We start from the raw sequence: 12,439 nt of genomic DNA on the forward strand, positions 1-12,439 counted from the left end.
CTTTCTATGAAACTGACGGGGAAGCCCAATTAAATGCGAAGCAGAGCGCAGAAACAGCGGAGGTGGATCGGCAGAAAAAACCAAGGGCGCAACCTGTGCGCCCTTGGGGATCAATCATCGGGTAAAAATCAGATGGCAACCGGTGCCTTGATGGCCGGGTGCGGATCATAACCTTCGATTTCAAAGTCTTCGAAACGGTAATCGAACAACGATGCCGGCTTGCGCTTGATCACCAACTTCGGTAATGCACGCGGTTCGCGGGTCAGCTGCAGCTGGGTTTGTTCCATATGGTTGCTGTACAGATGAGTGTCACCGCCGGTCCAGACGAAATCACCCACTTCCAGGTCGCATTGCTGCGCCATCATATGTACCAGCAGCGCGTAACTGGCGATATTGAACGGCAGACCAAGGAACACATCGCAGGAGCGCTGGTACAGTTGGCAAGACAATTTGCCGTCTGCCACATAGAACTGGAAGAACGCGTGGCAAGGTGCCAGCGCCATCTGATCCAGCTCACCCACGTTCCAGGCGGAAACGATAATACGGCGCGAATCCGGATCCTGTTTCAGTTGGTTCAGCACGGTGGTCAACTGGTCGATCTGACGACCATCCGCCGTCCCCCAGGCACGCCACTGCTTGCCATAGACGGGGCCAAGGCTGCCATTTTCATCCGCCCATTCGTCCCAGATGCTGACGTTGTTTTCCCGCAGATAAGCCACGTTGGTGTCACCATTCAGGAACCACAGCAGTTCATGGATAATCGAACGCAAATGACACTTCTTGGTAGTGACCAGCGGGAATCCTTCCTGCAAATTGAAACGCATCTGGTGGCCGAATATCGACAAGGTGCCAGTGCCGGTACGGTCGGCTTTAGGGGTGCCCTCGGCGAGCACTTTGTTCATCAAATCCAGATACTGTTTCATTTGTTCCTCACGACAGTTGTTGCTGCGGACGACGACGATACGCCCAAATCATCATAATAATACCGGCCACCACCATAGGGACGGACAGGATCTGCCCCATGCTGATGACGCCGTCAAACAGGCCAAGCTGGGCATCCGGCTGGCGGAAAGCTTCGACGATAATACGGAATGCGCCGTAGCCAATCAGGAACAGGCCGGAAACGGCCCCCATCGGCCGCGGTTTGCGGATAAACAGGTTCAGAATGATAAACAGCACCACGCCTTCCAACAGCAGTTCATACAGCTGGGACGGGTGACGCGGCAACACGCCGTATTGGTTCAGGATAGGCAGCAGTTGCGGATCGGCGGCAGCCAGCGCCACGTCTTCCGGACGGGAGCTTGGGAACAGCATCGCCCATGGGGTATCGGTAGTCACACGGCCCCAGAGCTCACCGTTGATAAAGTTGCCCAAACGGCCGGCACCCAGGCCGAAGGGGATCAGCGGGGCAATAAAATCAGAAACCTGGAAGAAGGTGCGTTTGGTGCGGCGAGCGAACCAGAACATCACCAGGATCACCCCCATCAGACCGCCGTGGAATGACATGCCGCCATCCCAGACTTTGAACAGATACAGCGGGTTATCCATGAACAGCGGCAGGTTGTAGAACAGCACATAGCCCACGCGGCCACCGACGAACACACCGAGGAAACCGGCATACAGCAGGTTCTCTACTTCATCCTTGGTCCAGCCGCTGCCCGGTTTGTTAGCCCGGCGTACCGCCAACCACATGGCAAAAACGAAGCCAACCAGGTACATCAGACCGTACCAATGCAGAGAGACCGGGCCGATAGAGAAAATCACCGGATCAAATTTAGGAAACGCCAGATAGCTATTGGTCATCTATCACCACAACAAGTCTATTATTCTTCCCCATCCGGGGGCGGCAGGTGCCAAACGCGGTGAAACACAGCAGGAGCATTATTTTTCCGTTGCTTTCAGCGCAGTTGAGGAGGCGGATAATAGCATAAGCTTAACCGCCTCCGGACTGGCCTGCAGGGAAAAGTTCTGTAAAAAAATCAGTCAGCCCACGGCCTTACTTACCGCCGCGGATCAAACCACCCATGCCGCGCCGTTCCATAAATGCCGCTACCTGATGACGCACTTCGGTGGTCATTTGGGCATTCAGCACCCGCTGCACCAGCACTTCGGCGTCGGATAGCTCAATATGCCGCAGCAGATATTTAATGCGCGCCACGCTACGTCCGTTCATGCTCAGATTACGGTAACCCATTCCCACCAGCAGCAGCGCGCCCATCGGGTCACCGGCCAGTTCCCCACACAGGCTTACCTGCAACCCAACCGCCCTGGCCTGCACGGCGATCAGCTTAAGCACCTGCAGCATGGAGGGATGCAGGCTGTCGTACAGCGACGCCACCCGGGTATTGTTGCGATCCACCGCCAACAGGTATTGGGTCAGGTCGTTGGTGCCTACCGAGATAAACTCAACGCGCCCGGCCAGATGCGGGATCATGAAGATCATCGAGGGCACTTCCAGCATGATGCCTAATTTGGGTTTTGGGATTTCATATCCCAGTACCTCTTCCACTTCCCGCCCTGCGCGGTCGATCAAGCGTCGGGCCTCGTCGATCTCTTCCAGGCTGGTGATCATCGGCAGCAGTATGCCCAGATTGCCGGTACCGGCATTGGCACGCAGCATGGCACGCACCTGGATCAGGAAGATCTCCGGCTGATCCAGGGTAATACGAATACCACGCCAACCCAGACAGGGGTTTTCTTCGCTGATCGGCATATAAGGCAGTTGCTTATCGGCGCCAATATCCAGCGTGCGCAGCGTCACGGGCTTGTTCGGGTACAGTTGCAGCATGCCCTGATACTGGGCGACCTGTTCCTCTTCGGAAGGGAAGCCGCTCTGCAGCATAAAAGGGATCTCGGTACGGTACAGACCCACACCGTCAACCCGCCCGCCCAGCAGTTTTTCATGTTCCGGGCTGAGGCCGGCGTTAAGCATTACCTGGACGCGCTCGCCGCTTTTGAGTTGGGCCGGTTGCTCAACGTCGTCTTCGGCCAGCTTGCTTAACTCCAGCTCTTCGCTGATCAGCCGTTGGTATTCCTGCACCAGCACCGGTTCGGGATCGACCAGCAGTTCGCCGCGATAACCGTCGACGATCAGCAGCCGCTGGCTGAGCAGCGCAGGCTGGATATCCGCCCCCATCACCGTCGGCACCCCCATCGCCCGCACCAGGATGGCGGCATGGGAGTTGGCGGCACCGTCGCGCACCACCACGCCGACCAGCCTGTCCTGTGGCATTTCTGCCAGCAGGGTCGCGGTCAGTTCATCGGCCACCAGCACAAAACGCGCCGGCCACTGGGTAGCGCCCTGGGTGGTGTCATCGAGGTGGAACAACAGACGCTGACCAAGCGCACGCAGATCGCTGGCGCGCTCACGCATATAGGTGTCTTGCAGGCTGGCAAACTGGGCCGCAAAGACTTCGATCACCTGTTTAACCGCCCATTCCGCCACGGAACCGGCATCAATTTCGGCAAACAGTTCGCGCTTGAGGCGCGCGTCGTTCAACAGGTGAGAGTAGAGATCGAAGATCGCCGCGCTCTCTTTTTGCGAGCTGGCGGCAAAGCGCTTGCTGAAACGGCGGAATTCCGCGCCGGCTTCTTCCAGCGCCTGAGTCAGGCGTTCCCGCTCGCTGGCCGTATCGAGCGTCGAAGCCTCGTAAACTTGATCGAGTGACGGCTGGCTGCTGTCCTGCCAGCCTTCGGCCACCGCAACGCCTGGGGAGGCCGCCAGTGCGCGAATGCGCGTTTGACGATACTGTCCGAAAATGGCGTTAAGCTGTGACTGCGAGAGGATCCCGGCCATTTGCGTGGCCAGGGTCACCATGAAGGATTCTTCGCTTTCGTCAAACTGACGCAGCTCACGCTGCTGTACCACCAGCACGCCCAGCAGTTGGCGACGATGAATGATCGGCACGCCGAGGAAGGATCGGAAACGATCCTCTTTCACCTGGGGAATGTATTTGAAGCTGGGGTGGCTCTGCGCGTCGGCCAGGTTAATCGGCTCCGCACGGCGTCCGACCAAACCGACAATGCCTTCATCAAAGGCCAATGCGATAGCGCGCCCACGCGGTTTTTTTAACCCGCGTGTCGCCATCAGGTAATAGCAGCGGCGGTCGTTGTCCGCCAGATAGATGGAACAAACTTCTGTATCCATTGCCAGACAGGTTTCATTGACCAAAAGATCCAGCGCATCTGTCAGGCTGGCCGCCGCGGCCACCTTCTCAACAATTTCTCGCAAGCGCGTGAGCATAGTCGGCTTAACTTAACCTCTCTTCCGGCGATAAGCGGGGGTCTGCCGCTGTGCTGCCTGCTCCTGCATTGGCATCACGGTGACGGCGAATTCTTTCATCACCCGGCGGTACACGTCGCGTTTGAACGACACCACCTGGCGCACCGGATACCAAAAACTCACCCAGCGCCAACCGTCAAACTCCGGTGTGCTGCTGCGTTGCATATTGATATCAGCGTCATTGCACATTAACTGCAACAGAAACCATTTCTGCTTTTGGCCGATACAAACCGGCTTTGTGTCCCAACGCACCAAACGTTTTGGCAATTTATAGCGCAACCAGTTGCGGGTTGAGGCCAGGATGCGTACATCCTTTTTACTCAGCCCCACTTCTTCGAACAGCTCACGGTACATTGCCTGTTCTGCGGTTTCACCAGGGTTAATCCCACCTTGGGGAAACTGCCAGGAGTGTTGACCGTAACGGCGAGCCCACAGGACTTGCCCCTGACGATTACAGATTACGATACCAACATTCGGGCGGTAGCCATCATCATCGATCACCGGACTACCTCGATAAGCTTAAATTCGCATAGATACCCTGATTGTTTCACACAAGCTACAGGCGGTAAACCACTGCTTTGCGGCGCTGCAGACCGGATAACATTGGGATAACTCACAGATAATGGCAAAGTTATAAACATGCGAGACGATTTACACGCGGTTTTATTCACTTTTTCTGTGGATAGGTGTGTGAAGAACTCAAGGGATAAGCCGGTAAAACTCTGGTGAGCCTAAAAACCCCATAAAAATAAAAATCACATTAATCGTTTAAAAACATAAAGATACATAATTATCAACAGCCCTATACAGAGCAAAAATGTGATCTATGTCCGTTTAGGATCTTACCCTGGTGAAAGATCCACCAACGTCGTTTTTATCCACAGATTATCCGTATGAGTTACGCACAAAACGGACAATTTCGCAAAAAAGTGCCTGCGTCAAGGCTGTAAATCGAACCAGTGATCGGTAAAAATTTGGGTTATCCCATAAATCTGTGGATAAATAGGTGTAAGATCCTGTTTATTGTCGGTGGCTTCAGGTGCACAAGCGTCGCCCGGAATTTTTCCTCTGCCGGCTGTGAGAAAAAAAGTCATGAAAAATCATGCTACTATTATTCTTTTCCCCAGTACTTTCCCGCCAAGGTTCTCTGTGGACAAATACAGTACGTTTTTCAACCAAATCTAACAGGCTGGTATTATGGCGTTTTTATCTCCTTTGCCCCTTCCTCCAGAAAACGAACAAGAGCTGTTTGAACGGGCGCAGCAGCTTGCCGGCTGCCATCTGGGTGAACTGGCCGAACGTGCACAGTTGGCTATCCCCAAAGACCTCAAACGGGATAAAGGCTGGGTTGGCATGCTGCTGGAGCATTATCTGGGTGCCATGGCGGGCAGCAAGCCGGAGCAGGATTTCCCCGAGTTGGGCATCGAACTGAAAACCATCCCGATAGACGCCGCCGGCAGACCGCTGGAAACCACCTTCGTCTGCGTGGCGCCCTTAACCGGCAACAGCGGCGTAACCTGGGCCAGCAGCCATGTGCGCCATAAGCTGGCGCGGGTGTTGTGGATCCCGGTGGAAGGCGAGCGGCAAATCCCGCTGGCACAGCGACGTATCGGTTCACCGCTGTTGTGGAGCCCGAACGCCGCAGAGGAAGAAATGTTGCGCCGCGACTGGGAAGAACTAATGGATTTGATTGTGCTTGGTCATGTCGAGCGGATCACTGCCCGCCACGGTGAAGTTTTGCAACTGCGTCCCAAGGCGGCCAACAGTAAGGCCCTGACCGAAGCTATCGGCGAACAGGGTCAGCCGATCCTCACATTGCCTCGCGGGTTCTACCTGAAAAAAAGCTTCACCGGCGCATTATTGGCAAGACATTTCTTTATCTGATCCCTTTTGTTTAGGTCGCGTTTAGCTAACAGTGTCGCTGTATCAATAAACGCGTATAATTCAGCCTTTGCTTTTTATTAAGGTGTGGTTTGCCAATGTTCGAGTGGATTATGGATCCCAATGCCTGGTTAGCGTTAGGTACGCTGACCATTCTTGAGATCATTTTGGGTATTGATAACATTATTTTCCTGTCGCTGGTGGTGTCCAAGCTGCCGAAAGCACAGCAGAACAAGGCTCGCCGCATCGGGCTGGCCGGCGCAATGTTAATGCGTCTGGGGCTGTTGGCCTCTATCGCCTGGGTGATCCGTCTGACCCATCCGCTGTTTAGCTTCATGGACCACAGTATCTCGGCGCGCGATCTAATCCTGCTGCTGGGTGGGCTGTTCCTGATTTGGAAAGCCAGTAAAGAGATCCATGAAACCATCGAAGGTTCCGATGAAGAGCACCACACCAAGGTGCACGGCTTCTTCGGTGCCATCGTGCAGATTATGCTGCTGGACATCATTTTCAGCCTGGACTCGGTGATTACCGCAGTAGGCCTGTCCGACCATCTGTTTATCATGATGGCCGCAGTGGTGATTGCCGTTGGCGTCATGATGTTTGCCGCCCGCCCTATTGGCGAATTCGTTAACCGCCATCCTTCGGTGAAAATGCTGGCGCTGGCGTTCCTGATCCTGGTGGGCTTCACCCTGATGCTGGAAAGCTTCCAGGTGCATGTGCCAAAAGGCTACATCTACTTTGCGATGTTCTTCTCAATGTCGGTCGAAGCGCTTAATCTGATGCGCAGCAAGAAAAAAACCGTCTCTGAGTAATTCCCCACGGGAGTGCGCGCCAGCCGCTCCCGTTATTATTTTCGCCTTCCGCCCTGCTTCAACGTCACTTTAATCTATAAAGATAAAGACTTATCCGAAACACGGCGCTTACAGAGTTTGCTAATCTAAGAAGAAGCTTCTTTTTTGCATACATAACAGAGGATCCGCAGGATGAATAAGTGGGTAATGGCAGTGTCTGCGTTGGTGATCGCCGCCGGGTTGGCGGGATGTTCCAGCGATTACGTGATGGCGACCAAAGACGGCAATATGATCCTGACCCAGGGCAAACCGGAGATTGACCAGGATACCGGCCTGATCAGCTACAAAGATGAAAAAGGCAACAGCCGTCAAATCAACGGCGATCAGGTTTCACAGGTTATCGAACGCTAATCCCCCGTCGGCTATCCTGCGTGATAGCCTTCCCCGCACTGAATCCACTTCCCCCATCTTCCCGGCTTGGTTATAGTCGGCAAAGGCGATATCACCGCCTTGCGGGTTGTTTGCCACAGCCTGCCATTTGGCTCCTGTTTCACCGGGCGGTACCGCCCGTTAGCGCTAACATGAAAGGAAGGCCGTTAATGCAATACCACCGTATTCCCCACAGTTCTTTAGAAGTGAGCGTGCTGGGACTGGGCACCATGACCTTTGGCGAACAGAACAGTGAAGCCGATGCCCATGCGCAACTCGACTATGCATTAGCCGCTGGCGTCAACCTGATCGATACCGCAGAGATGTACCCGGTCCCGCCCCGTCCTGAAACCCAGGGGCTGACCGAGCAATACATTGGCAGTTGGATCAAGGCACGCGGCAACCGTGAGAAGATAGTGCTGGCCAGCAAGATTGCCGGGCCGGTGCGTGGCACCGACAGCAGCATCCGCCCACAGCAGGCGCTGGATCGCAAAAATATCCGTGTCGCGCTGGACGCCAGCCTGAAACGACTCAACACCGATTATCTCGATCTCTACCAACTGCACTGGCCACAGCGTCCGACCAACTACTTCGGCAAGCTCAATTATCAATACACCGATGATAAAGCCACCGTCACCCTGCTGGAAACGTTGGAGGCGCTGACCGAACAGGTGCGTGCCGGTAAAATCCGTTATATCGGGGTGTCTAACGAAACGCCATGGGGCGTGATGCGTTACCTGCAACTGGCTGAAAAGCACGAGTTGCCGCGCATCGTCTCAATTCAGAATCCCTACAGCTTGCTGAACCGCAGTTTTGAGATTGCCCTGGCAGAGATCAGCCAGCACGAAGGCGTCGAACTGCTGGCCTATTCCAGCCTGGCGTTCGGTACCCTGAGCGGCAAGTATCTGAACGGCGCAAAACCGGCCGGTGCGCGCAACACGTTATTCACGCGCTTTAACCGCTACTCTGCGCCACAAACGCAGTTGGCGATTGCCGAGTATGTCGCGTTAGCCAAAAAGCACGGGCTGGATCCTTCGCAGATGGCGCTGGCCTTTGTGCGCCAACAACCCTTCGTTGCCAGTACCCTGCTGGGCGCGACCACGCTGGAACAACTGAAAACCAACATCGACAGTTTCGACGTGGTGTTGAATGAAGATGTGTTGCAGGGGCTGGAAGAGATCCATACCCGCTTTACCATTCCTGCGCCATAAACAAGATGGGGCGCCTGATCGCGCCCCATCCGTTATTTTGCCCGCCGCTGCGACAACCACAGCGCGCTAATCGCCAGTGCGAACACCACGCCAAAACCAATCCCCACGCCGACCACCGGCACGCTGATTTTGACCGCCAGAGAATACAACCCGAGCATCAGCAACATGGCGGTGTTCTCCCCCAGGTTCTGTACCGCGATCGCGTTCCCCGCCCCCACCGAGTTTTTGCCCCGCTCCTGCAATAGCGCGTTCAGCGGTACCACAAAGAAGCCGCCCAATACACCGATAATCAGCAGCAGTGCATAAGCGTTAAACAGGGTGGTTTGCAGCGCGAATATTGCCACCGCTACACCGATCAGGATCCCGGCAGGCATACAGCGCTTCACCGTCTCCAGCGTGACGAAGCGCGCGGCCGCACCGGCGCCAATCACAATCCCGACCGCCACCATGGCATTGAGCAGCGTCGGCGTGGCGTTATCGGCGATACCGAGCGCCACCGGCACCCACAACACCAACAGGAAGCGCAGCGTGACCCCTGCGCCCCAGAACAGGCTGGTGCCAATCAATGAGAAGCGTGTCTGGCCGTCGCGCCACAACACCACACAGGCGTTGAAGAAGGCCCGCGTCATGGCACGCGGCGTCCAGGAAACGGCAGGATATGCCGCCGGCAAGCGCGGAATGTACAGGTTGGCAATCACCGCCGCCGCATAGACCACCGCACACACCGCCAGCGCCGCCACGATATGCCAGTCGGCCAGTATGCCGCCGGCCACCGATCCGATCAGGATCGCGGCAATGGTGGAGGCCTCCATCAGGCCATTGGCCTTGACCAGTTTTTCGCCGCTGGTGATCTCGCCCAAAATACCGTACTTGGCGGGTGAATAGGCCGCCGCGCCAACGCCCACCAGGGTATAACCGAGGAACGGATTGAGGCCGAAGCAAATCACCAGCGCACCGGCCAGCTTCAGACCGTTGGCTACCATCATCACCCGCCCCTTGGCGAAGCTGTCAGCAACCTGGCCGACAAAAGGCGCGAGGATGATATAGGTGGCGACAAACGCCATCTGCAAAATCGGCTGGCTCCAGTCGGGGTAGAGCTGCTGCTTGATCAACGCCAGCGTGGCGAACAGCAGCGCGTTGTCGCCGAATGCGGACAGAAATTGGGCGCAAATCACCGCAATCATGCTGCGTGAGAGCAAGGGTGAATCAGTATTCAACGTCGGGTTCATCAGACAGTCTCCGGCTGTTCAGCCATGTTACGCAGGGTCACAAAGTCCGGTTTCCCGCTGCCGAGCACCGGTAAGGTTTTCAAAATACGGATATCACGCGGCACGGACAGCTCAGGGCTGCCCAATTCCCGCGCCACCTTCAACAAGGCTTCGCGGGTGATGCCGGCGTCGGTGGTAAACAACACCAACGCCTCACCTTTACTGCTGTCGCTTTTCGCCGTGGCGGCGTGCTGCCCCTCCGGTGCTACGCGTTGTGCCAGCAGCTCCACGCTTTCCAGCGAGACCATTTCACCCGCCAGTTTGGCAAAGCGCTTCACCCGACCGCGGATCACGCAGTACCCCTGCTCGTCCAATGTGACAATATCGCCGGTATCGTACCAACCCGGCTGCAGGTTGCCGTGCTCATCCTCTGCCGCCGGGGGCTCCAGCTCGCCCGGGCGTTCCACCCGCAGATAGCCTTTCATGATATTAGGCCCCTTCAGCTGCAAGCGCCCGCCGTTATCGATACCCGGCACCTTCATCAACCGCGCCTCCATATTCGGCATGATACGGCCGACGGTGCCCACCTTGGCCGCCAGCGGCACGTTGATCGACACCACCGGCGCGCATTCGGTCACACCATAGCCTTCCAGGATGCGGATGCCGTATTTGTCCTGATAAATCTGTTTGGTGCTGTCCGCCAACTTTTCCGCCCCGGCCACCACGTAGCGCAAACGAGCAAAATCATACGGGTGGGCAAAGCGGGCATAGTTATTGAGGAAAGTCGCGGTGCCGAACAGCACGGTGCAGTTGCGGTCATAAACCAGCTCCGGTACCACACGGTAATGCAGCGGGCTGGGGTAAAGGAAAATGCGGCTGCCGGTCATCAGCGGGGTCAACAGCCCGACCGTCAGACCAAACGAGTGGAACAGCGGCAACGATGACATAAAACGGTCACGCGGGGTGAAATCGGCGATGGTGCGGATCTGTTCAACGTTGGCCAGCAGGCTGGCGTGAGAATGCACGACGCCCTTCGGATTGCCCTCCGAGCCGGAGGTGAACAGGATCAGCGCCGCATCGTCCGGTTGCTGCGGCAGCATGGCGCGCGCCGGTTGGAACAGGTGACGCAGGATCCACAGTTTGTCCGCCAGGGTAATCGTATCTTTCAGATCCTCCAGGTACACCCAATTGGCCTCCGGCACCTGCTGTGGCAAATGCGTCAACTTACCCTTTTCCAGGAACTGGCGCGAAGTGACGATGGTTTTGAGGCTGGCGGCGGTCATGGCGCTTTTCAGGCCTTTGGACCCGGCAGTGTAATTGAGCATAGCCGGAATGCGATTACGCAGCGACGCGCCAAAAATCGCCGCGACGGTGATGGTCGCATTCGGTAATAACATACCGACATGTTCACCCTCGGCGGTAAAGCGTTGCAGGATACGGCTGACACCCAGCGCTTTCTTGGTCAGCGTCCGGTAACTGTCCTCCTTGAAGTTAATATCCTCGATGCACGGCTTTTTACCGCCATAACGGTGCTGCGCCGCCAGCAGGGCCTGGAACAGGGTCTGCGGCTCACGGGTATCCATCCGTGCCTTCATCATGATCTGGTGCAACCGGTCACCAGCCAACGCACGGCGATCGCGGGCGCGCGGCGCTACCGGCATCGGCAGCGAGGTCGGCGGTAAAATACGGATGCTGATCTGCGGGAACCAGCGGATCCTGAACACCCCGGCCATGCGCCCAAAGGGACTGAACTCGGCGCCATCCAGCCGTATCGGTACCAGGGTCGCTCCGGATTTGGCGGCGATAAACGCGGCACCGTCATAAACCTTCATCAGCGAACCGGTAACGGTGATACGCCCTTCAGGAAACACCACCACCGGCCGCCCCTGCTCTACCGTGCGCACCAGCTGTTTGATAGCCATGGGTTTGGTCGGATCGAGCGAGACAAAGTCGATATAGGGCCGCAGCCAGCGCATAAACCAGCGATCGCCAATGCTGGCATACACGGCAAACACCGGTTTGATCGGCAAAAACACCGCCAGCAAAACGCCGTCGAGGAAGGAGATATGATTGGGGGTAATCAGCAGCTTTTGCTGATCGAAATGTCGAACGTCGCCCTCGACACGTACCCGGTACAGCAGGCGGAACAGCACCCGCAGTATAGAAAAGATCATGCCCTTCTCCCCTTGGCAAAAAAAATGAGTGTATACCCACTAGATTTTAAGGTGCGGGAAGGCGGCAAGCATACGAATCCCCAAGAGCTTACTGAAGTAAGTGATTGGGGTAAGAACGCGCAGCCAACACACCAGCGCCTTGAAAGATGAAGGGTATAAATGGTTGTTGGGAAAAGAATACTATATGGCAGGCAAAAAAAAACCTACGCATCCGCGTAGGTTGGTGCAATTGAAAATGGCTTCAACATACAGAGTATGCTGATTTCTCACCAATCAATACCTCTGGGATCACCTACTCTAGAGAGATGACGATTAAGAAACTACCGACCAATCGCAAGAGTTTTGCTCTAAATGCAACCAGCTGTAAATTTCCCGCATTTTTCGGAAATAACTCAATGAAACTTAAACAGTCCTGGAGCAGAAAAATACAAAATCGGATTTTGTGCAGGCGGGATGGCAA

General features: G+C 55.9%; 10 protein-coding genes. 4 read left to right on the forward strand and 6 right to left on the reverse strand.

The annotated features are described in order from the left end of the window. Window positions 1–128: 128 nt before the first annotated feature. The 4 genes from thyA to rppH form a co-directional block, all read right to left on the reverse strand. Window positions 129–923: a thymidylate synthase gene (gene thyA, locus QOT07_RS20135; RefSeq protein WP_085118584.1), complete on the reverse strand. Its 795-nt coding sequence runs from the start codon at window positions 921–923 to the stop codon at window positions 129–131. A 7-nt stretch (window positions 924–930) separates the two neighbouring features. Next, on the reverse strand, window positions 931–1,803 hold the full coding sequence (gene lgt, locus QOT07_RS20140) for a prolipoprotein diacylglyceryl transferase (protein WP_085118585.1): 873 nt from the start codon (window positions 1,801–1,803) through the stop codon (window positions 931–933). Window positions 1,804–1,996: 193 nt separating this feature from the next. Continuing rightward, entirely contained in the window at window positions 1,997–4,243 is a 2,247-nt protein-coding gene (ptsP, locus tag QOT07_RS20145; protein ID WP_099063781.1) for a phosphoenolpyruvate--protein phosphotransferase, read from the reverse strand. A 12-nt stretch (window positions 4,244–4,255) separates the two neighbouring features. After that, complete coding sequence (rppH, locus tag QOT07_RS20150) at window positions 4,256–4,783, reverse strand: RNA pyrophosphohydrolase (protein WP_012146527.1); 528 nt, start codon at window positions 4,781–4,783, stop codon at window positions 4,256–4,258. A gap of 696 nt (window positions 4,784–5,479) precedes the next feature. Between rppH and mutH the strand changes: the two genes are divergently transcribed. The 4 genes from mutH (at window position 5,480) to QOT07_RS20170 (ending at window position 8,597) form a co-directional block, all read left to right on the forward strand. Beyond that, a complete protein-coding gene (gene mutH / locus QOT07_RS20155; RefSeq protein WP_283603806.1) occupies window positions 5,480–6,166 on the forward strand; it encodes a DNA mismatch repair endonuclease MutH in 687 nt (228 codons plus the stop codon). A gap of 95 nt (window positions 6,167–6,261) precedes the next feature. Next, window positions 6,262–6,978, forward strand: a complete 717-nt coding sequence (locus QOT07_RS20160) for a TerC family protein (protein WP_099063783.1) — start codon at window positions 6,262–6,264, stop codon at window positions 6,976–6,978. A gap of 171 nt (window positions 6,979–7,149) precedes the next feature. After that, window positions 7,150–7,368, forward strand: a complete 219-nt coding sequence (locus tag QOT07_RS20165) for a YgdI/YgdR family lipoprotein (RefSeq protein WP_099063784.1) — start codon at window positions 7,150–7,152, stop codon at window positions 7,366–7,368. Between the two features lie 188 nt (window positions 7,369–7,556). Then, on the forward strand, window positions 7,557–8,597 hold the full coding sequence (locus QOT07_RS20170; protein ID WP_012146531.1) for an NADP(H)-dependent aldo-keto reductase: 1,041 nt from the start codon (window positions 7,557–7,559) through the stop codon (window positions 8,595–8,597). 32 nt (window positions 8,598–8,629) lie between these two features. On the opposite strand, the gene lplT is transcribed toward QOT07_RS20170, so the two are convergent. Continuing rightward, window positions 8,630–9,826: a lysophospholipid transporter LplT gene (lplT, locus tag QOT07_RS20175; RefSeq protein WP_283603807.1), complete on the reverse strand. Its 1,197-nt coding sequence runs from the start codon at window positions 9,824–9,826 to the stop codon at window positions 8,630–8,632. Further along, complete coding sequence (gene aas, locus QOT07_RS20180) at window positions 9,826–11,979, reverse strand: bifunctional acyl-ACP--phospholipid O-acyltransferase/long-chain-fatty-acid--ACP ligase (RefSeq protein WP_283603808.1); 2,154 nt, start codon at window positions 11,977–11,979, stop codon at window positions 9,826–9,828. The genes lplT and aas overlap by 1 nt, the downstream gene beginning before the upstream one ends. Window positions 11,980–12,439: the final 460 nt, after the last annotated feature.

Source organism: Serratia proteamaculans, from assembly GCF_949794035.1.
GTDB classification, from domain to species: Bacteria; Pseudomonadota; Gammaproteobacteria; order Enterobacterales; family Enterobacteriaceae; genus Serratia; species Serratia proteamaculans.

What these genes read in the sequence shown, in the direction of transcription:
- thyA (WP_085118584.1), bottom strand. Translation starts at nt 923, where the DNA reads ATGAAACAGTATCTGGATTTGATGAACAAAGTGCTCGCCGAGGGCACC.
- lgt (WP_085118585.1), bottom strand. Translation starts at nt 1,803, where the DNA reads ATGACCAATAGCTATCTGGCGTTTCCTAAATTTGATCCGGTGATTTTC.
- ptsP (WP_099063781.1), bottom strand. Translation starts at nt 4,243, where the DNA reads ATGCTCACGCGCTTGCGAGAAATTGTTGAGAAGGTGGCCGCGGCGGCC.
- mutH (WP_283603806.1), top strand. Translation starts at nt 5,480, where the DNA reads ATGGCGTTTTTATCTCCTTTGCCCCTTCCTCCAGAAAACGAACAAGAG.
- QOT07_RS20160 (WP_099063783.1), top strand. Translation starts at nt 6,262, where the DNA reads ATGTTCGAGTGGATTATGGATCCCAATGCCTGGTTAGCGTTAGGTACG.
- QOT07_RS20165 (WP_099063784.1), top strand. Translation starts at nt 7,150, where the DNA reads ATGAATAAGTGGGTAATGGCAGTGTCTGCGTTGGTGATCGCCGCCGGG.
- QOT07_RS20170 (WP_012146531.1), top strand. Translation starts at nt 7,557, where the DNA reads ATGCAATACCACCGTATTCCCCACAGTTCTTTAGAAGTGAGCGTGCTG.
- lplT (WP_283603807.1), bottom strand. Translation starts at nt 9,826, where the DNA reads ATGAACCCGACGTTGAATACTGATTCACCCTTGCTCTCACGCAGCATG.
- aas (WP_283603808.1), bottom strand. Translation starts at nt 11,979, where the DNA reads ATGATCTTTTCTATACTGCGGGTGCTGTTCCGCCTGCTGTACCGGGTA.